The organism is Streptomyces blattellae, assembly GCF_009709555.1.
GTDB lineage: Bacteria > Actinomycetota > Actinomycetes > Streptomycetales > Streptomycetaceae > Streptomyces > Streptomyces blattellae.
In genome coordinates, this window is sequence record NZ_WJBG01000174.1 from 1 (window position 1) to 20,090 (window position 20,090).

18 protein-coding genes are annotated in these 20,090 nt (G+C 72.1%); 12 read left to right on the forward strand and 6 right to left on the reverse strand.

Annotation, left to right across the window (positions count from 1 at the left end; translation table 11 throughout):
* Together GFH49_RS22400 and GFH49_RS22405 are read right to left on the reverse strand one after the other, a co-directional pair.
* A partial coding sequence (locus tag GFH49_RS22400; protein ID WP_230396426.1) for an MAB_1171c family putative transporter occupies window positions 1-1,119 on the reverse strand: 1,119 nt, incomplete at its 3' end.
* On the reverse strand, window positions 1,116-1,649 hold the full coding sequence (locus tag GFH49_RS22405) for a toxin (RefSeq protein WP_155057940.1): 534 nt from the start codon (window positions 1,647-1,649) through the stop codon (window positions 1,116-1,118). The genes GFH49_RS22400 and GFH49_RS22405, both read right to left, overlap by 4 nt.
* Window positions 1,650-1,917: 268 nt before the next feature.
* Between GFH49_RS22405 and arfA the strand changes: the two genes are divergently transcribed.
* Together arfA and GFH49_RS22415 are read left to right on the forward strand one after the other, a co-directional pair.
* The gene (gene arfA / locus GFH49_RS22410; protein ID WP_155057895.1) at window positions 1,918-3,432 is read left to right on the forward strand and encodes an arabinosylfuranosidase ArfA; all 1,515 of its coding nucleotides are present in this window, start codon (window positions 1,918-1,920) and stop codon (window positions 3,430-3,432) included.
* A gap of 33 nt (window positions 3,433-3,465) precedes the next feature.
* A complete protein-coding gene (locus GFH49_RS22415; RefSeq protein ID WP_155057896.1) occupies window positions 3,466-3,924 on the forward strand; it encodes an RrF2 family transcriptional regulator in 459 nt (152 codons plus the stop codon).
* Between the two features lie 292 nt (window positions 3,925-4,216).
* Here the strand turns inward: GFH49_RS22415 and GFH49_RS22420 are convergent, their stop codons facing one another.
* From GFH49_RS22420 to GFH49_RS39470, 4 genes are all read right to left on the reverse strand, one after another.
* On the reverse strand, window positions 4,217-5,065 hold the full coding sequence (locus GFH49_RS22420) for an SMP-30/gluconolactonase/LRE family protein (RefSeq protein ID WP_155057897.1): 849 nt from the start codon (window positions 5,063-5,065) through the stop codon (window positions 4,217-4,219).
* Window positions 5,062-5,835, reverse strand: a complete 774-nt coding sequence (locus GFH49_RS22425; protein ID WP_155057898.1) for an IclR family transcriptional regulator — start codon at window positions 5,833-5,835, stop codon at window positions 5,062-5,064. The genes GFH49_RS22420 and GFH49_RS22425 overlap by 4 nt, the downstream gene beginning before the upstream one ends.
* Before the next feature lie 103 nt (window positions 5,836-5,938).
* Complete coding sequence (locus tag GFH49_RS22430; protein ID WP_155057899.1) at window positions 5,939-7,174, reverse strand: PucR family transcriptional regulator; 1,236 nt, start codon at window positions 7,172-7,174, stop codon at window positions 5,939-5,941.
* 3 nt (window positions 7,175-7,177) lie between these two features.
* Window positions 7,178-7,330, reverse strand: a complete 153-nt coding sequence (locus tag GFH49_RS39470; RefSeq protein ID WP_196218091.1) for a hypothetical protein — start codon at window positions 7,328-7,330, stop codon at window positions 7,178-7,180.
* A gap of 222 nt (window positions 7,331-7,552) precedes the next feature.
* On the opposite strand from GFH49_RS39470, the gene pgfA reads away from it, so the two are divergent.
* The 10 genes from pgfA (at window position 7,553) to GFH49_RS22480 (ending at window position 20,050) form a co-directional block, all read left to right on the forward strand.
* The gene (gene pgfA / locus GFH49_RS22435; RefSeq protein ID WP_155057900.1) at window positions 7,553-8,542 is read left to right on the forward strand and encodes a cell envelope lipid trafficking protein PgfA; all 990 of its coding nucleotides are present in this window, start codon (window positions 7,553-7,555) and stop codon (window positions 8,540-8,542) included.
* Window positions 8,543-8,877: 335 nt separating this feature from the next.
* On the forward strand, window positions 8,878-10,032 hold the full coding sequence (locus GFH49_RS22440; RefSeq protein WP_155057901.1) for a glycosyltransferase family 4 protein: 1,155 nt from the start codon (window positions 8,878-8,880) through the stop codon (window positions 10,030-10,032).
* Window positions 10,033-10,178: 146 nt separating this feature from the next.
* Window positions 10,179-10,856 carry a class I SAM-dependent methyltransferase gene (locus tag GFH49_RS22445; RefSeq protein ID WP_408055940.1) on the forward strand — a complete coding sequence of 226 codons (678 nt, stop codon included), beginning with the start codon at window positions 10,179-10,181 and terminating at the stop codon, window positions 10,854-10,856.
* Window positions 10,853-15,223, forward strand: coding sequence for an alpha-(1->3)-arabinofuranosyltransferase (locus GFH49_RS22450; RefSeq protein ID WP_155057902.1), 4,371 nt, complete (start codon window positions 10,853-10,855; stop codon window positions 15,221-15,223). Before GFH49_RS22445 ends, GFH49_RS22450 begins: the two co-directional genes overlap by 4 nt.
* A complete protein-coding gene (locus GFH49_RS22455; protein WP_155057903.1) occupies window positions 15,220-16,713 on the forward strand; it encodes a condensation domain-containing protein in 1,494 nt (497 codons plus the stop codon). The genes GFH49_RS22450 and GFH49_RS22455 overlap by 4 nt, the downstream gene beginning before the upstream one ends.
* Window positions 16,710-17,465, forward strand: coding sequence for a class I SAM-dependent methyltransferase (locus GFH49_RS22460; protein WP_155057904.1), 756 nt, complete (start codon window positions 16,710-16,712; stop codon window positions 17,463-17,465). Before GFH49_RS22455 ends, GFH49_RS22460 begins: the two co-directional genes overlap by 4 nt.
* Before the next feature lie 15 nt (window positions 17,466-17,480).
* Window positions 17,481-18,419 (forward strand): hypothetical protein, encoded by a 939-nt coding sequence (locus GFH49_RS22465; protein WP_155057942.1) that lies wholly within the window; start codon window positions 17,481-17,483, stop codon window positions 18,417-18,419.
* Entirely contained in the window at window positions 18,416-18,646 is a 231-nt protein-coding gene (locus GFH49_RS22470; RefSeq protein ID WP_155057905.1) for a Trm112 family protein, read from the forward strand. The genes GFH49_RS22465 and GFH49_RS22470 overlap by 4 nt, the downstream gene beginning before the upstream one ends.
* Window positions 18,643-19,566, forward strand: coding sequence for an FkbM family methyltransferase (locus tag GFH49_RS22475; protein ID WP_155057906.1), 924 nt, complete (start codon window positions 18,643-18,645; stop codon window positions 19,564-19,566). Before GFH49_RS22470 ends, GFH49_RS22475 begins: the two co-directional genes overlap by 4 nt.
* Complete coding sequence (locus tag GFH49_RS22480) at window positions 19,454-20,050, forward strand: hypothetical protein (protein WP_155057907.1); 597 nt, start codon at window positions 19,454-19,456, stop codon at window positions 20,048-20,050. The genes GFH49_RS22475 and GFH49_RS22480 overlap by 113 nt, the downstream gene beginning before the upstream one ends.
* The last annotated feature ends 40 nt before the right edge of the window (window positions 20,051-20,090 follow it).

Here is a 20,090-nt window from a genome sequence, read left to right on the forward strand (position 1 = left end):
GTCGACCCCGCCCGACCTGCTCAGGGCGGCCGGACCGGACACCTCGACCGGCAGCCGGTCCGCCTGGTCTGTCTGGGCCGTCGCTAGGGCGACGCTCTCCCGTTCTTCTCGGCTCGCCGCGGCGATGACCGCGGCCCACGCGGTCGCCTCGGCCCGCTCCGGGTCACCCGTCGCCCGCAGTTCGGCGTCGAGCGTACGGTCGTACAGGACCCGGTCGTAGAAGACGTCCAGGTAGCTCAGCGCGTTGTGGATGCTGGTCTGGCGCCACATCAGCCGGGTGGTGGGGGAGGCCCAGCGCGGCCGGGCCAGCCGGAGCGAGCGACGGGTGAGGACGTCGTCCAGTTCGCGCTCCAGCGGGGCGAGGCGCGCGTACGTCCGCCAGGACAGCAGCCACCGCGTCAGCCGGGGCCCGGCCAGCGGGATCAGGACGCCGGCGGAGACGACGAACGCCCCCAGGCCCGCCGCCGCGCGTGAGACGTTCGTGTCGAGCGTGGTCCAGTCCTGCCCGAACCAGCGGCCGGTCACGGCGGCCAGCTTGGACAGGCTGTAGCCCGAGGCGCACAGCGTGCCCAGGCCCAGGGTGACCAGCCCGGCCCGCAGCCAGCCGTGCACCTGGCGGGCCCAGCGCAGCGAGGAGACCGTGGTCACGCTGACGGCGGTGAGGTGCCCGACCAGGTACAGCACGATCATCTCGGCGATGAACGGCGTCGTCGCGTAGTAGGTGTCCAGGTCGGTGCGGCGCTCCACGGGGGCGTCGCCCAGGGCGAACGACACCGCGATGCCGATGACCACGAGCGCGTAGGCGAGGATCCAGCGGCGTGCGGTCACCGCCACGCGCGGCCCGCCCCGCCAGCACACGACCAGCACCTGGGAGGCGGCGCTGTACGCGGTGATGGCCGCGTACGTCATCGGCGCGGCGAGGTTGGGGATGCCGCTGACGCGGTTGACCGTGCCTACGGTGGGCGGGGCCCCGAGGAAGAAGCACAGGCCGGCCAGGCCCAGTACCGCGCAGATCGCGCGCAGGTAGGGGTCCCGCCGGTGGCGGATCAGGTCGGGCGCCTTCACCGCCAGACCGAGCCACAGCACACCGCAGCTGATGTAGTTGACCAGACCGCTCATCCGCGGGTCCCGCGGTAGTTGAGTGCGGCCCCTATCCGGCCGGCCAGCCCCTGCGGGCCGTCGCCGCCGCCGGCGGGTGGCGCGGGGTCCGGCGGTGCCGCCATCAGAGCGCGCAGCCGACGGCCCATCAGCATGCCGAACCGGTCGGCCTCCTGCTCGTCGGCGAGGCAGAAGTCGGTCCGCAGCGCGGCGGGCCCGCCGGCGGCGGCATGTGACGGCTCCGGCTGCTCCGACGACTCCGACGGCTCCTGGCTCATGTGCCACACCTCGTGACAGAAGATCACGATCTGGTGCCATACGGCGGCCCGCTTGTCGACGACGATGTCGTCCTGCGTCTCGCGGTTCAGCCACAGCCCGCTGGCGGTGTGGGGCGGGAAGACCTCCCGGTGCAGGACGACCTCGCGGCCCCGCCACTCGCTGACGGAGGCGACGAGCGCGGCCAGCAGGGCCTCGGGGTCGGCCGGGACGGGAACCCGGATCGGGGCGATGAGGGCGTCGGCGAGCCGACGCATCTCCTTCTTCGTACGCACCATTCTTCCCCGGAGTTGTCTCGTCGTGGCACGCCCGGCCGTTCGACAGCTTGTCCGAGGTTACGCGCCCGGAACTGTCCACGTCATGCGATCGGCCGGCCGTTGTCCCACGGGCAACGACCGCCATGACTCAAAAGTGCTGGACCGAGTGGTGCCCAGACCATTGACGCGGAAGCACTTCGGTTTTTACCGTCCCGTTCGAAGTTACGAGCACAATTCAAAATATCGAACAGTCACAGCCGCACCCACGTCCGCACGAAAGGACCCCATGCGCACCGCCCGCTTCACCCTCGACCCCGCCTTCACCATCGGCGAGGTCAACCCCCGTGTCTTCGGCTCGTTCGTGGAACACCTCGGCCGCTGCGTCTACACCGGCATCCACGAACCGGACCACCCCACCGCCGACGCCGAAGGCCTCCGCACGGACGTCCTCGACCTCGTCCGCGAACTCGGCGTCACAGCCATCCGCTACCCCGGCGGCAACTTCGTCTCGGGCTACAAGTGGGAGGACTCGGTGGGCCCCGCGGAGGACCGCCCCCGGCGCCTGGACCTGGCCTGGCACTCCACGGAGCCGAACCGCTTCGGCCTGTCCGAGTACATCGACTTCCTCCGCAAGATCGGCCCTCAGGCCGAACCCATGATGGCCGTCAACCTCGGCACCCGAGGCGTCGCGGAGGCGCTGGAACTCCAGGAGTACGCCAACCACCCCTCCGGAACCGCCCTCTCCGAACAGCGCATCGCCCACGGCGACAAGGACCCCTTCGGCATCAGACTCTGGTGCCTCGGCAACGAGATGGACGGCCCCTGGCAGACCGGCCACAAGACCGCCGAGGAATACGGCCGCATCGCGGCCGAAACGGCCCGCGCGATGCGCCAGATCGACCCGGCCGTCGAACTCGTCGCCTGCGGCAGCTCCGGCCAGTCCATGCCCACCTTCGCCGAGTGGGAGGCGACAGTGCTCAAGGAGACGTACGACCTGGTCGACTACGTCTCCCTGCACGCCTACTACGAGCCCCACGACGGCGACATCGACTCCTTCCTCGCCTCGGCCGTGGACATGGAGTCCTTCATCGAGAACGTCGTCGCGACCTGCGACCACGTCGGCGCCCGCCTGAAGTCCAAGAAGAAGATCAACCTCTCCTTCGACGAGTGGAACGTCTGGTACCTCTCGCGCTGGGCGGAGCACGCCAAGACGATCGAGCGGGACGACTGGCCCGAGGCCCCCCGTCTCCTGGAGGACAACTACAGCGTCACCGACGCCGTGGTCTTCGGCTCGCTCCTCATCGCCCTGCTCCGCCACGCGGACCGCGTCACCGTCGCCTGCCTCGCCCAACTCGTCAACGTCATCGCGCCGATCATGACGGAGCCGGGCGGCCCGGCATGGCGGCAGACGACGTTCTTCCCGTTCGCGCAGGCGTCGAAGTACGGACGCGGAAAGGTCCTGGACGTACGGGTGGACTCACCGACGTACGAGACGGACAAGTACGGCGAGGCCGATCTGCTGCACGCCACCGCCGTACGCGCCGAGGACGGTTCGCTCACCGTGTTCGCGGTGAACCGCAGCCGCACCGACGCCCTCCCGCTCGAAGTCGCGCTGAACGGCCTGGACTTGACGTCCGTCGTCGAGCACACCGCGCTCGCGGACGCCGACCCGGACGCCCGCAACACCCTCGCCGACCCCGACCGCGTCACCCCGCACCCGGTCGAGGGCACAGCCCTCACGGACGACACCCTCACCGCCGCACTGGAACCACTGTCCTGGAACGTGATCCGGCTGCGTTAGGGCCTGTCCGGCGGGAGCGGTGACAATGGGGGTATGAGGATCTCGGCACGGGCGGACTACGCGGTACGGGCGGCACTTGAGCTGGCCGTGCATCATGAGGACGGCCCGGTGAAGGCGGAGGCCATCGCCACCGTCCAGGACATCCCGCACAAGTTCCTGGAGGGCATCCTCGGCGACCTCCGCCGCGCCGGACTGGTCGACAGCCGGCGCGGCGGCAGCGGCGGTTACCGGCTGGCCCGGGACGCGGCGGAGATCACCGTCGCCGACGTGATCCGGGCCGTCGACGGACCCATCGTGTCCGTGCGCGGGGTCCGTCCCACCGGCCTGTCCTACGCCGGGTCCGCCGAGCCGCTGCTCCCGCTGTGGATCGCCCTGCGCGCCAACGTCCGCCGGATCCTGGAGGGCGTCACCATCGCGGACATCGCGGCGGACGCCCTGCCGGTGGCGGTGAAGGAGCTGGCGGCCGAACCGGCGGCATGGGAGAACCCGTAGAGCTTCACAACCCGCTCACGCCGTTCTCGGATTGAGGTGGCAGCGGCCAAAGCCATGGCCCGGCCCGGGTGATGCGTGGTAGACGCCTGATCGTCTGCTCGGGCCACGAGCGGGACGCCAGCGCCGCCGTCCCGACTCCCCTCCCGGAGCGAGGGGAGTCGGACATCGGCAGTCCCATGACTTCTGCCGCACGCCGGGGACGTGATGGGGCGGCCTGCCCGTTGCCTTTTCCGTGGCCCCGCAATGGGGCGCCTGGCCCCCGGGGCCGGTATGGCTGTGTGCCACCCCCCGGTCAGCCGGCGAACGGCGGCTGCTCCAGCCCCTTGCCCACCCCCGGAACCACCAGCAGCGAACCCGCCACCGGGTGCGGGGAGGCCAGTCCCACGCGTGCCGTCGTGATGTACAGGTCGGTGAGGTTGGTGCCGCCGAACGCGCAGGCCGTGATGCGTGGCGTCGGCAGGTCGAGCACGCGGTCCAGGCCGCCGTCCGGCGTGTAACGGCGCACTGCCGCGCCGTCCCACAGGGCCACCCACACGCAGCCGTCGGCGTCCACCGTGAGGCCGTCGGGAAAGCCGGCGCCGTCCTCGATCTCGGCGAAGGGGCGCCGGTTGCGGGCCCGCCCGTTCTCGAAGTCGAAGACGTCGATACGCCGGGTCGGCGTGTCGACGTAGTACATGAGCCGTCCGTCGGGGCTCCAGCCCGTGCCGTTGCTGACGGTCACGTCGTCGAGGACGACCTCGGCCGAGCCGTCACCGGTGACGCGGGACAGGGTGCCGCCGCCCGGCGCCTCGTCGTAGCGCATGGTGCCGGCCCAGAGGGAGCCGTCGGGCGCGACGGCGGCGTCGTTGGCGCGGCGGCCGGGGACGCGTTCGCGGTGCAGCCAGCGGAAGGCTCCGTCGCCGTCCAGGAGGCCCACGCCGTCCACGAGATTGAGGACGAGTCCTCCGCCGGCGCGCGGCTTGGCGGCACCCACGTGCTGGTCCAGGACACGGATCGAACGCCGGCCCGTCGCGGGGTCGTAGGTGTGCACCCGCGCCCCGAGGATGTCGATCCAGATCAGCCGCCCGGCCGCCGCGTCCCAGGTCGGCCCCTCGCCGAGGGTCGCCTCGGCCCGCACCGCCACCTCGTACCGGTTCGTCATCCCACACTCCGGTGACCGAGTCGCTCGGACAGTTCGACCGCGCCCTTGGCGGCGAGCTGCTCCAGCTCGCCGCGCCGCTCGTCGCTCCAGCGGATCATCGGCACGGAGATGGACAGCGCGGCGACGACCCGCCCGGTACGGTCCCGGACGGGCGCGGCGACGCAGGAGACGTCGGGGTTGGACTCCCGGCGCTCGACGGCGATCCCGCGCTCCCGGATCTCGGCGAGGGTCTCGCGCAGGACGGCCGGGTCGGTGATGCTGTTCGGGGTCATCGCGACCAGCCCGGCGCCGTCCGGGATGCGCGCGGTGAGTTCATGCTCGGGAAGGGAGGCGAGCAGCATCTTGCCGACGGAGGTGCAGTGCGCGGGCAGCCGGCGTCCGGCGGCGGAGACCATCCGCACGGCGTGCGTCGAGTCGACCTTGGCGATGTATATGACGTCGGTGCCTTCGAGGATCGCCACATGCACGGTCTCGTCACAGGTCTCGGCGACCGACCGGGCGACCTGCTGCCCCTCGGCCGCGAGGTCCAGCTGCTCGGCGTACCGGCTGCCGAGCTGGTACGGCCGTACGCCGAGCCGGTACCGTCCCGGCTGGCCCGGTACCGGGACGATGTACGACCGCGCGGCGAGCGTGGTGACCAGCTCGTGCACGGTGGTGCGCGGCAGCTGCAGCTTGCGCACGATGTCGGGGGCGGAGAGCGTGCCGTCCCCGTCGAGGAAGAGCTCAAGAATGTCGAGAGCCCGGGTCACGGCAGGTACGAGACGTCCCACGTCCGGCCCCCTCCCTTGATGTGTTCGAGATTTCAACAGTCGATCGGAATAACGAACACAGGTTACTCAAGGTGTGTTTGCCTGGGCAATGGGCCCGCGCCGATCACCCCCGTACCTCCCCGAGCCTCCCCCGTAACCGCTGCGCCCGCAGCACCAGCTCCAGTTCGAAGCGGCGGTCCGGGTCGTCGATCTCGTCGCCCCAGAGTTCGCGGATCTGGCGCAGGCGATAGCGGACGGTCTGGGGGTGGACGCCGAGGCGGGCCGCCACCTCGGGGGCCCCGCCCCGGGTCTCCAGCCAGGCCAGCAGGGTCTGGGCGAGCCGGCGGGCGTGGGTCGGGCCGCGGTGGGCGAGGGGCGCGAGGCAGCGCAGGGCGAGGTCGTCGAGGAGTTCCTCGGGCTGGAGGAGGACCAGGGCCTCGGTGTGTTCGGTGCAGTACAGGACGTCCCCGCAGGGCAGCAGGCGGCGTTCCATCAGGCGTACGGCCGCCTCCGCCCAGCGCAGTGACTTCGCGGCGTCCACCAGCGGTACCGGAGGGCCGATCGCGCCGGACCAGCCGGTCAGGGCACGGCCGAGCAGTTCGGGGCGGCCGGCGGCGGCCGGTTCGGGGACGACCATGCGGGGCTGCTCGAACTCCATGTCGAGGAGGACGCCTTGTCCCACCGCGGGGGCCATGGCCTCCCGCGCGGGGCGCAGCAGCACGCCCACCGCGACCTTCTCCGGCAGCGGCCAGCCGATCCGGGCGGCCCGTTCGGCGAACGCGTCGGCCGGGTCACCGCGGTGGTGCTCGGCGAGCAGGAGCTCCATCAGGCGGCGTTGCAGCCTCAGCCGCTCTCCCGCCTGCCGCGCCGCCGCCTCCGCATAGCCCCGCACCGACTGGTCGACCAGGCCGTCGAGGTACTCGTAGCCCGCGTCGACCAGCTCGTACATCGCCGGGGGCGGGATCTCCACGCGCTGGCCGATCTCGGCGAAACGGCGCCAGGCCAGCCGTACGCCCATCCGGTAGATCGCCTGCAGCGAGTCCAGGCTGCGGCCGTTGAGACCCTCGCCACGCCCGAAGTCCTGGAAGACGCCCGGCGGTACGGTCGGGCGGCCCTCCGCGGTCTCCAGGTACTGGACGAAGACCTCGATGGCACGGCGGATGCCGACCATGGCCATCGGCTCGCCGGACTCGTCGAGGACGACGGGCAGATGGGGATACTCCCGGCGGATCTCACGGAGGATCTCCTCGGCCAGGTCGGGTGCCTCGGACATGGCGATCGCGGCGAAGCGGCGGACCTTCAGGCGCGGGACGTCGAGCCAGGCCGAGCGGGTGGAGAGGGCCGTTGAGCGAGCGGGCACGGCTCAACTCCCCTGGCCGGCTTGCTCGTACGTGATCAGTGGGGAGTTCGGTTGGTCGGGGGTCGCCTCCAGGAGCGCGACGATGCCGAACGCGGCTCCGACGGCCACTGCGGCAGCCGCCGCCACGGTGAGCGCTGCGGCGAGCAGTCTGGACATCTCGGGTCAGCCTTTCCGGTCATGTCTAGACACATCTAGATCTACTAGACCTGCTAGACCTACTCGAAAGGTCGCCCGCACCCCTGCGCCGGTCCCGTCCGGCGACGGTTCAGTCTTTACTTTCCATTGACACTCCGTCAAGGGTGCGCCTACGGTTCCCGACGCAGACGGGTTGGCACGCGCACTGATCCCCAGCACGCCCCAAGCCTTTGGAGTGCCCGGATGCGCCGTACCGCCTCACCTCTCTCGCTGATCCTGCTCGGTCTCGGAACCTTCCTGCTGGTGCTGGCGCCCATGCTGGCCTGGTACGTGGAGCCGCGTGCCGCGGTGAATCCGATCGACATCGACACCACGGCCGTCTACAAGGGCACGGGTTCCGTCTTCGACCAGGAGCGGGTCGAGACCGTGCCGGACCAGACCATCACCATCACCCAGCGGGTGCGCGGCGACGTCGCCGAGAGCGAACGCAGCGGGAACGCCGCGGTCTGGGACGTGACGACCAGCGTCGACACGGACAAGTCACTGCCGGCGGCCGATCCGCATGACGCGCTGGACTTCACACCGCACCGCTGGGTCAGCGACCGGCGGACCAACCGGCCGGTGCACTGCTGCGGCGAGACGCCGTACATCGAGGGCGAGGCGTATCTGAAGTTCCCCTTCGACGTACAGAAACGCGACTACCAGTGGTGGGACAACACCGCGGGGCGGACGGTCACGCTGCAGTACCGGGGCGAGAAGAAGATCAAGGGGTACGAGGGATACCGGTTCACCGGAACCGTGCCGGCCACGCGGACCGGAACGCGACAGGTGCCCGGCGCCCTCGTCGACCAGCCCGAGCGCTCCCAGGTGTTCGCCGAGGAGTGGTACTCCAACCACGGCATCGAGCTGGTCGTCGACCAGGCCACCGGCCGGGTGATCTACGCCCAGACCGGCCCGCGCAGCACGCTCCGCGCCCCCGGCGGCGACGAGGACGCGGCCGTGCTCCTGGACAGCCGGAAGATCGCGTTCACCGACGAGACACAGGAGTTCGCGGTCGAGCGGGCCAAGGAGGAGAGCGGGCTGCTGCGCCTGGTGGGGCGGACCCTGCCGGCCGGGACGGGCGTGGCCGGATTCGCGCTCGCGGCGGTGGGCGGCGTTCTGGTGGTACGTGGGCGGAAACATCCGGAACCTTCCCAGGGATCCGAACAATCCACACCGACCCTCACGTTGTGATGTGCCGTCAGTTGCACAAAGCCCGGAAGTTGTCACGCCGGTGAGTAGCAGCTTCGAACCGCTGGGCGAAAACTGTCCATCCCCACAACTGAACACAGTGCGCCCACACCCCGTTCACAGAAGAAGTCCAAGCGTTCACAGGCCGAATCCGCCCCATCCCCACACGCCCCACGCCCACACCCCAACAGGCCCACAGGCCTCACGCCCACACCCCAACAGGCCCACACCCCAACAGGTCCACAGGCCCCACGCCCACACCCCCGCACGCCCCACTTCCGCCCCATGTGCCACTCCCCCACAGTGAGTTCCGCACCCTGAGACGAGTTGGAGCACCGATGCCCCAGCACGTGCCTTCCCGGCTGCGCGCCGCACCTCCCCGGGCGCCGCAGCACCCCCCGGCGCTCCCCCCACCTCCGCGCCGCATCGTCTTTCTCGCCCATCGGGACCTGGGCAACCCTGCCGCCGGCGGTTCCGAACTGCTCGTCGACCGGCTCGCCGACGGACTGACCCGGCTGGGCCACCAGGTGACCCTGCTGTGCGGCGGCCCGGCTTCCTTCCGTGACTACCGGGTCGTGTCGGCGGGCGGTGAGTACGGCCATTTCCTGCGCGCCCGTTCGGCCTTCGCCCGGCAGGTCGGCGACTGCGATCTGCTGGTCGAGGTGTGCAACGGCATGCCCTACTTCGCGCCCATGTGGCACCGCGGGCCCACGCTGTGCCTGGTCAACCACGTGCACACCGATCTCTGGAAGATGCGGTTCGGCGGCGGGCCACTGGCGCCGGCCGCCCGGATCGGGCGAAGACTCGAACACTGGGCGCTGACCGGTGCGCAGCACCGGAGCCTGATGGTCGCCGTCTCCCCGTCGACGGCCCACGCCCTGCGCGCGATCGGCGTCGAACGGGACCGGATCCGCGTCGTGCACAACGGGGTCGAGGAACCCGGCCCCCGCGCCGACCGCTCGCCCGAACCGCTGTTCGTGGCGGTCGGGCGGCTCGTCGAGTACAAGCGGATCGATCTGCTGCTGCGGCTGTGGGAGCGGGTGCGCCCGGTGACGGGCGGCCGGCTGGTGATCGTCGGCGACGGTCCCGAACGCGGACGGCTGGAGCAACTCGCCGGAGCGGGCGTGGAGTTCACCGGACATGTCAGCGAGGCCGAGAAACACCGGCTGCTGTGCGCGGCGTGGCTGCTGGTGCACCCCTCCGCGGTGGAGGGGTGGGGTCTGGTCGTCACGGAGGCCGCTGCCCGGCAGACGCCGGCGATCGCCTTCGATGTGCCGGGGCTCCGTGACTCCGTCGAGGACGGGGAGACGGGGGTTCTCGCGCACGGGGAGTCCTCGTTCGCCGCGGCGTGGTGCACGCTTGCCCTCTCGGAGCATCGCCGGGAGCTGATGGGCAAGGCGGCGCGGGACCGGGCGGCGCGCTATCGCTGGGGGCGGACGGTTCGGCAGTTCCGGGCGGTGGCCTCTGATGCGGTGCGGAGTTGGACGCGGTGACGCGGCTGCCGGTTCGTCGTGGCTGGTCGCGCCCACGCGGCGGAGCCGCACATGTCACAGCCCCGCGCCCCTTTCGGGGCGCCGCGGTCACCCGGCACTGGAAAGATCCCTCTCTTCGGCGGTCCCTCACCCTGTTCCGGGCGTTTCTGCGTGAGCAGGATGATCCCGAAGGCTGTTACTCGCTGCTCGCGCGGGATGCCGTCGACCAGGTCGAGGCCTACGACGGTCCCGTGGTCGGGCGTACCGTCGTGGACGTCGGCGGGGGCAGCGGGTACTTCACCGAGGAGTTCCGGCGGCGTGGTGCGCACGCGTTCCTCTTCGAGCCCGACGTGCGGGAGCTGGGCGAGAAGCCTGCCGACTCCGCCGTGGTCGCGGACGGCTATCTGCTGCCGTTGTACGACTCGGTCGCCGACGTCGCCTTCTCCTCCAATGTGCTGGAGCACGTGGCCGATCCGCAGACGTTCCTGAGTGAGCTGGTGCGGGTGACCCGGCCCGGTGGGCTGATCTATGTGTCGTTCACCAACTGGCTGTCCCCGTGGGGCGGTCATGAGTGGGCGCCCTGGCACTACTTCGGCGCGGAGCGGGCGCGGGCCCGCTATCGGCGCCGTACGGGGAAGCCCGCCAAGCACACGCTCGGCGAGAACCTGTTCGCCGTGCACATTGGCCCGACCCTGCGGCAGGTGCGTGCCCGGGACGACGTCACGGTCGTCTCGGCGCGTTCCCGCTACTGGCCGTTCCTCGCGGAGACCGTCGTCAAGGCGCCGGGCATCCGTGAGGTGGCCACCTGGAATCTCCTCCTCATCCTCCGGCGGTGTCCTCCATGACGACCACGGTCCAGGCTCCCCCTCCGGCAGCCGTCCCCACCACCACGACCGCGTCGGGCCCGCCGCACGGCCCGCGGTCACGGCGCTGGCTGCTGGGGTTCTGGGCTGTGGTCTTCATGCTGCTGCTCGCGGTGCAGCCGGGGCGGCAGACCTTCGACACGAAGCTGGGCGTGACCGTCGATCCCGGTCAGTTCCTCTCCGATCTGGGCCAGTTGTGGCACGACCGGGGCTCCTTCGGCGGGCTCTCGGACCAGTACGCCGGCTACCTGTGGCCGATGCTGCCGTACTACTGGCTGTGCGATCTGGTGCGGTTGCCGGTCTGGCTGGCGGAACGGCTGTGGCTGTCGCTGATCGTGTCCGTCGCCTTCTGGGGCGCGCTGCGGCTGGCCGAGCGGCTGGGGTTCGGCAGCCGGGGGTCACGGCTGCTCGCGGCGGTGGCGTATGCGCTGTGGCCGACCTTCACGATCGTCGTCGGGTCGACCTCGGCGGCGGCGCTGCCCGGCGCCTTCCTGCCCTGGGTGCTGTTGCCGCTGACGGACGAGCGGCACACCGCCCGGGTCGCCGCCCTCCGCTCCGCGCTGGTCGTGCCGTTCATGGGCGGGGTCAACGCGGCGGCGACGCTGGCATCGCTGCTGCCGGTCGGGCTGTACCTGCTGTCCCGGCCGCCCGGGCCACGGCAGCGCAAGCTCATCTCCTGGTGGGTGCCCGGGGTGCTCCTGGCGACCGCCTGGTGGTGGATCCCGCTGCTGCTGCTCGGTATCTACGGCGAGAACTTCCTTCCGTACGTGGAGACTTCGCAGACCACCACGGACACCATGGCGGCGACGGAGGCCCTGCGCGGCGCCGGGAACTGGGTCGCCTACCTGCACTTCGGTGAGGCCTGGCTGCCGGCCGGCTGGACCGTCGCGGCCTCGGTCGTCGTGATCCTCTGCTCGACGCTGGCCGCCGGCCTTGGCCTCGCGGGGCTGGCCCGGCGTGACCTGCCGGAACGGCGCTGGCTGGTGCTGACCGTGCTGACGGTGGCGCTGATCGTGCTCGCCGGGTACGGCGGGGCGTTCGGGGCGCCCTTCCACGGGGTGGTGCAGGACTGGCTGGACGGCCCTCTGGCTCCCTTCCGCAACATCTACAAGTTCCTGCCGGGCCTCGCCCTCGCGCTCGTCCTGGGCCTGGCCCATCTGGTGGGCGTGGCCGCCGAGCCGCGCGGCGCCCGCCCCGTCCGGGGCCGTCGCCTCGCGCCGCTGATCGCGGCGGTGCTGGTACTGCCGGGGCTGATGTGGCCGTATCTGAACGGGTCGATCCTGAACCCGGGTTCCTTCCGGGAGATCCCCAGGTACTGGACGGCGACGGCGGACTGGCTGGAGGAGTATTCGCCGGACTCCCGGGCCCTGGTGGTCCCGGCGACCGCGCACGGCATCTACACGTGGGGCTCGACGATCGACCAGCCGCTGGACGTGGTGGCCGAGTCGCCCTGGGCACAACGGGACTACGTGCCCATGGGCGCCCCCGGCAACCGGCGCGCGATGGACGCCGTGGAGCAGGCGCTGATGTCGGGTGGTGAAGTGCCGGGCCTCGCGGACTACTTGAGCCGGTCCGGAATCCATTACGTCGTCGTCCGCAACGACCTCGACCCCGACCAGATCGGCTACGTACCGACCACGACGGTCAAGCGCTCCCTGGAACAGTCCGGGTACGAGCGGGTGCAGGGCCTCGGTCCGGTCATGACGGGCGGCCGGATCGCCGAGGGCACCCCGCTGGAGATCGAGGGCATCTATCCGAGGGAGCGGGCGGTGGAGATCTACCAGCCGCCGGGGAACGCGGGCGTGCCGCGTCCCGGGCAGGCCTCTCTGCTGCCGGTGGCCGACACGGCCGTGGTCTCCGGCGGGCCGGAGGCGCTGCTGCCGCTGGCGACCGACCTCCGGGGCCGGGCGACGGTGCTGACGGGAGACAACCACCCCGGCCTCGGCACCCCGCCCGTGCAGGTGACCGGCGACGGACTGCGCCGCGCGGACACACGGTTCGGGCTGGTCAACGCCAACACCTCCTACACGTACACCCGCGACGAACGCAACGCGCCGGACGCCGCCCAGGACGCGGGCGAGAAACCCCACCAGATCCTGCCGACCGAGGGCGTCGACCACCAGACGGTCGCCGAACTGCGGGGCGCCCGCTCGGTCACCGCCTCCAGTTACGGCAACTGGCTGTTTCACCTGCCGCAGTACGACCCGGTGAACGCCTTCGACGGCAACCCGGACACCGCCTGGGCGGAGGGCTCGGAGGGCTCGGCGGACGGGCAGTGGCTGCGGATCGGGTTCCGTGAGGCGTACGACATGCCGTCGTCGTTCCGGGTTTCGCCGTTGCCGCAGGAGAGCGTGCGGTCGGCGGCGACGCGGGTGCGGGTGGAGACGGAGCAGGGGGCGCGGACCAGCTTCCTGCGCCCGGACGGCACGGCGCAGCGCATCAAGGCGCCCGCGGGTGAGACGAGTTGGATGCGGCTGACGATCGTCGACTCGGTGGCGCGGCACACGGGTCTGACGGGCGCGGGCTTCTCCGAGATCTCCCTGCCGGACGTGCAGGTCACGCGCATGCTGCGGCTGCCGACGGACGCGCCGGATGCCGATGCCGCCACGGAGATCGTCTCGCTGCGGCGCACGGCCGACCCCACCGGCCTCTCCGCGACCGGCACGGAGGCGGGCCTGCACCGGCGCTTCTCCACGGGCACGGCAGGGACGTACGAGGTGACGGCGAGCGCGGTGCCGGTGCCGGGCACGGAACTCGACCGGCTGCTGTACGAGGTCGCCCCCGACCAGCAGAACCGCATCGTCGCCACCGCCGACTCCACGGCACGGCTCGGCGCGGGCCTGGCGGCGCGCAACCTCACCGACGGCGACCTGACCACGGCCTGGATCGCGGGCGACCGCCCCACCATCCACCTCCGCTGGGACGGCGAACAGCCCGTCGGCGAACTGGTCCTGGCCCCCGCGGGCGGCCTGTCCACCCGCCCCACCGAGGTGCAGATCAGCTCCCCGGACGGCGCGACCCTCGCCGGAGTCGACGAGAACGGCTGGGTCCGCTTCCCGCCGATGACCACGGACCGCCTCGACATCACGGTCACGAAGACGGCCCCGCTGACCCTCTACAACCCGGTCGTCGACGAGGACCTGCACCTGCCGGTGGGCCTGACGGAGGCGTACGTCCCGGCCCTCGACAGCTACCGCACCCGGCAGCCGGCGGCCACCCGGTCCTTCTCGCTGCCGTGCGGGCAGGGGCCGGTGACGGCGGTCGACGGGGAGCTGTACGAGACGAGTGTGCGGGGGACGGTGCGGGACCTGACGGAGCGGCGGCCGGTGGAGGTGACGCTCTGTCAGGAAGGCCGTGCCAACGCGGAGTTGCGACTGCCGTCCGGTCCGCACCGGGTCGAGGGCGGGGACGCCGGGCCGCTGGCGCTCACCGAGGTGACGCTGACGCGCGGCACGCTCGCGGAGCCCGCGTCCGCGGACCGCGACCTCCGGATACGTGACTGGCTGGGCGACCAGCGCCAGGTGACGGTCGGGTCGGGCGCGGCCACGTACCTGACGACGTACGAGAACTACAACGACGGCTGGAAAGCCACCCTCAACGGTGAGGAACTCTCTCCGGTCCGCCTCGACGGCTGGCAGCAGGGCTGGCGGATCCCGGCCGGGGCGGGCGGCACGGTCGAGCTGTCGTACGAACCCGCGACGACGTACGACGCCGCGCTGATCGGGAGCGGGGTCGCGGTGGCGGCCCTGGTGGGCCTGGTGTGGTGGCGCCGGCGCGACCCGAACCCCGACGACCCGCAGCCGGTGCCCCCGCCGCCCGGGCTGTGGCTCGGCACGGTGGCGCTGACGCTGGTGGGCGCGGTGATCGCCGGGTGGTTCGCCCTGCTGGTGCCCGCGCTGGCGCTGCTGGCTCACCGGCGGCACGCGCTGCTGGTACCGGTCGCGTTCGTCGCGCTCGCGGGGGCTGGGATCGCGGCGGCCACGGGGGGCGGGGAGCCGGTGGGCGCGGAGGAGGGAGCCTTCGGTCCGGTTGCTCAACTCCTCGCGCTGATCGGGCTGTTCGCCGCGTTGGTGAGCGTACGGGAACGGGACCCGGCGGCGGCGCCGTCGATCCCGGGGCCACCCGCCGCGGAGGCACCGACGCGGCGGTTGCCGCGACGGCAGCGGGGAGCGAGCCCGCTCGGCGCCGATCCCTCGCCGCCTGCCCGCCCGGATGCCCGTCCGGACTCCGGCCCGACCGTCTCGGCGCGGGGCCCCGGCGGCTTCTCGTTCCGCAAGCCGAAGCTCAGGCTCAGGGCGACACCGCGGGACGACCTGAGCCAGGACGACCTGAGGGGGGAGCGCGCATGACTACGCTGGAGCACCGCGCCGAAGGCCCCGTACGGCCTCCCCAGCGGGTCCCGTTCCCGGTGGTGGACGAGATAGCCCGCCACTGCCTCCAGGAGGAGGAACCGGAGACGGTCCACATCGAGGTCCACCTCCCGGGCCGCATCGACCCGGACCGCCTCCGCTCGGCCTTCCACGAGGCCCTGCACCGCCACCCTCGCATCCTCATGCGGGAGGCGGCGGGACGGTGGTACCGGCGGCGGTACGAGTGGGAGCTGACGGCGGATCCGGATGTGGAGGTCGTGACCTTCCTTCCGCCCAGCCGCGACGCACTCCGGGACGCGCGGACCCGCGCGCTGGTGGAGGCCCCGCCCCTGACGGCTTCACCGCCGATACGGCTGGAGGTGGTGGAGGGGGCGGGACCGGCGGAGGGGAGCGAGGCGAGCGATGTGGTGGGCGAACCCGCCGCCGCTGCGGGCAGTCGTGCCGCTGGGGCGGCACGGGTGGGCGATGGGGGTCCCCCCGCTCAAGCGAAGCCGAGAGCGGGGGAGGCACCCGGCCAGCGCCGGGAAGCGGACCGACCCCCCGGCAGCAACGCCAGTCACAGCAAAGGCACCGTCCTCTTCCTCACCATCAACCACACCGCCCTGGACGGCCCCGCCTGCCTCCGCGTCCTCGCCACCGCCGCGGAACTGTACGGCGGCCAGGACAACTCCCCCACAGCCCCGCCCACCCGCGTGACGGAAACCCCGCCCCAGCCCGACCAGACCCCCTCCCCCTCCCCCTCCAACTGGTCACCCCCCGCCCGAGTGGCCCCCGGCGCCCCCGAACCCTCCCCCGGCAACGGCATGCTCGTCACCGAACTCCCCCTCCCCCACCGCCTCAAAGGCTCCCCCTACACCGTGAACGACCAGCTCATGGTCACCACGGCGCTGATGATCACCCACTGGAACAGGGAACACGGTGAACGCCCCCGCCCCCTCCGCATCACGATGCCCGTGGACGACCGCCCCAGAGACACGACGATGCCGATAGGCAACGGCACCCGCCTGGTCGAAGTCCCCTTCACCCCGGACGAGTTGAATCCGCCGGACATGCCCGCACTGCTCCGCCGCACGGCGGCGAGAACCCGCGCCCTCAGGTCCCTCCCCCGCCCCCAGCTCGGCCACGGAGCCACCCTCCTCACCGCACCCGTCACCCCCGTGCCCTGGCGAGCCGCGCTCACCAGAACCCTCCGCCGGGCAGCCTCCCCCTGGACCTCGACCACACTGCTGAGCAACATCGGCCGCATCCCGTACCCCCTGGACTTCGGCGAGGAGGCGGGCCGCACGCACGCGGTCTGGTTCTCGGCGCCCGCGAGAATGCCCCGCGGCCTCACCGTCACCACCGCCTCCACCGCCGGTCGTCTGCACCTGGCCCTGCGCTGGTCCCGCGCCCTGCTCAGCCACGGCGACGGCGCGCACCTGCGTGACCTCTTCGAGCACTATCTGCACACCACGGAGGTGGCCCCATGACGTCCACGACCACCACCCCACCCCGCACGGAACTCCGCACGGAACTCCGCGACTTCTACGAGAACCCGGCGGTCCCCGTCGCCTCCGGCAGCCCCCGCACGCTCCGTCAGGCCCGCCTCCTGGCCGCCGCTCTCGGCCCGTCGACCGGCCCGGCCGGACGTACCCGCACGATCCTCGACATCGGCTGCGGCGACGGCACGGCGGCAGCCACCGCCGCACCTCTCCTCCCCGGCCACCGCGTCATCGGCGTCGACTGGTCCCAGGACGCCCTGAACCGCGCCCGCACCAGAATCCCGTACACCCTCCGCGCCGAACTCGACTCGCTCCCCTTCACAGCCGGTTCCGCGGACGCCGTGCTGTTCAGCGAGGTGATCGAGCACCTCGTCGACCCGGACACCGCCCTGGACGAGATACGCCGGGTGCTCCGGCCGGGCGGCCATCTGATGCTGTCCACCCCGAACCTGGCCGCCTGGTACAACCGCGGCCTGCTGCTCGCGGGCGTCCAGCCGGTCTTCTCGGAGGTCAGCCTGCGCGCGATCCACGGCCGGCCGGGACGGGAGGTCGTAGGACATCTGCGGCTCTACACGGCCCGCGCCCTGCGCGAGTACGTCAGCGCGGCAGGCTTCGACGTCGTACGGCTCAAAGGGGCCCCCTTCCACGGCGTACCGCGTCCCCTGCGCCCGCTCGACCGGCTCGCCTGCTCCAGAGCACCGCTCGCCTCGATCCTGCTGCTGCACGCGCGAAGGACGTAGCCGATGTGGTGGGGGGTGGCCGCGGCCCTGTTGGCGAACGTCCTGTACAGCACCGGTTTCGTCCTGGAGAAACGGGCGCTCGCGGCCCTGCCCCAGGTGACCGTGCGCCAGCCCGCGAAGCTGCTGCGGCTCGTCCTGGGCAGCCCGCTGTGGATCGGCGGATCGCTGTCGCTGGCCGCCGGTTTCGCCGCACAGCTCGTCGTCTACCGCACCCTGCCGATCGCCGCCGCGCAGGGCATCTTCGTCTCCGGCCTGGTACTGCTGGTCCTGCTGTCGGCCCGGCTGCTCGGCGAGGAGACCACCGGCCGCGAGCGGTACGCGCTCGGCGCGATCCTCGCCGCGCTGCTCATGGTCGTGCTGTCGCTGCGGGGGGACGGCGAGGACACGGACACCGTGGGCGGAGCGGCACCGTACCCGCTGATCCTGCTGGTCTGCGTGCCCTCGCTCGCCGCCGGTGTCTGGCTGTACGGATCCGCCGAGCGCCGCGCCCGCCACCGGCACCGGATGCCGACGACCGGCGTCGAATACGGCGTGGCGGTGGGCCTGCTGTACGGCGTCAGCTCGCTCGCCATCAAGGGTGTCTCCAACTACCTGACGGCGAGCGGGATCGGCGGGGCGCTCGTCGATCTCCTGCGCTCGCCGTATCCGTATCTCCTGCTGTTCACCGGCGTGTTCGGGCTGGTCATGTCGCAGGCGGCGCTGCAACGCTGCCGGGCCTCGCTGATCGTGCCGGTGTGTACGACGGTGACGTGCCTGTATACGGCGGTGCTCGGCACGCTGTCGTTCGGCGAGGCGCTGCCGCAGGAGCCGTTGCGGCTGGCGCTGCGGCTCGCGGGCACGGCGCTGGCGATCGCCGTACTGCTGGCGATGCCCAGGCACGACGGGCAGGCAGCCGCAGCCGCAGCCGCCTCCGACCAAACCCCCTCAGCCGCCAAGGAGTTGACGCCACCGTGAAACCCGACGACCCCCTGCTGCAGATCCTGGCGTGCCCGCTCGACAAGGGCCCGCTGCACCTCGTCACGGACGAGTCCGGCAAGGAGGAGGCGCTCTACAACCCGCGCCTGCGCCGCCGTTACCCGATCGTCGACGGCATCCCGCAGCTGCTGCCCTCGTCCGGGGAGCAGGTAGCCGACGACGAACACGAGGAACTCCTCGAACTCCTCAAACGGAGGGCCCCATGACGACCACGGCCCCCAGAACCCTGGCCGCCCGGGTGGCGCCCCTGCTCCCGACCCGTCTGGTCGCGGCAGCCGCCCGCGCCGTCTACCCCCGCTTCGAACCGGAGCTGGCCCGGCTCGGCGAACTGTGCCCGCCGGACTGCGGCACGGCGGTGGACATCGGCGCGTGGTACGGCCCCTGGACGTGCCGCCTGGCGCGGCGGGCCCGCGAGGTGGTGACCGTGGAACCGGTCCCCCACCTGGCACGCCTCCTGGCCGGCACGTCCCCACCCAACGTCCGCGTGATCGGCGCCGCCGCCTCCGACAGCCCCGGGGTGGCGCGGCTGTGGCTTCCGGCGGACGACCCCGGCGACCGGGGCGTGTCCTCCCTGGTCCGCCGCGACATCCATGCCCGTGCGCTGGACGTCAGGTGCGTCGCGCTCGACGACCTCCGGCTGCGGAACGTCGGCTTCGTCAAGATCGACGTGGACGGCGGTGAACTGGCGGTGCTGCGCGGGGCGACGGGCGTCCTGGCCCGCGACCGCCCGGCTCTGTTCATCGAGTTGGAGTCCCGCATCCAGCCGACAGGCCGCGTGGTCACCTACCTCTCCCTCCTCGGTTACGACGGCTGGGTCCTGCCCTGCGACACCTGGGTCCCGCTCTCGTCCTTCCCCCTGGAGGCCCACCAGGCGGAGGCCTCCCACGTGGTCTCCCAGGGCCTGCTGCCCCGGATCCTTCCCTTCCGCCACCGTCCCCGCTACGTCAACTCCGTCCTCTTCCTCCCGGACGGCCGCCGACCAGGAGGCCGGGTGATGGGCGACGATGGTCCCCATGCCGTCCGCAACGCGCCCCCAGGGCCCCTTCACCCCCCTCGACTTCCAGCTGGTCCTGCTGCGCCGTATGGCCGACCACAATCCGGACCTGGTGGCGGTCGCACGCGCTGAACTGGGCGTCTCCATCGCGGAGATGCGCGAGGCCAACAAGCGCTGGCAGGCGATGGTCCGTTCCCCGCGGGCCCGCGCGGCGGCGTCCCGTTACCGCTCGATCCTCGGCGCCCCGGAGTCGACGGCCCCGCGCACGATCGGCGACCTGACCTGCGAGGCCCGGCAGTGGCCCCTCCCCCTCTGGCCCGACCTGCGCTTCGAGGTGCTCGTCGCCCCGAACGGCTCGGTGTGGAACGAGTGGCTGGTCCGCGCCCCTGGCGCCAAGGGCCCCGCCCTGCGCACCCTGGCCGATCTCACCCCCTGGTCCTGCACGGTCGACGAGGCCGCCCGAGCCTTCACCCCGGCCCGCCCCCTGGAGGGCTCGGCCCCGACCCGCTGGGGCCTGTCGTTCACGGCCCCGGACACGGAGGGCAGGCGGCGGGAGGTGGTCGCCGAGTTCACTTGGGGGTTGTTGCAGCGGGTTGCCGTCGGCGAGGGACCTTGAACAAGCGCAGGTCGGTCCCGGCAAGCGCCAGCTCCCCCAG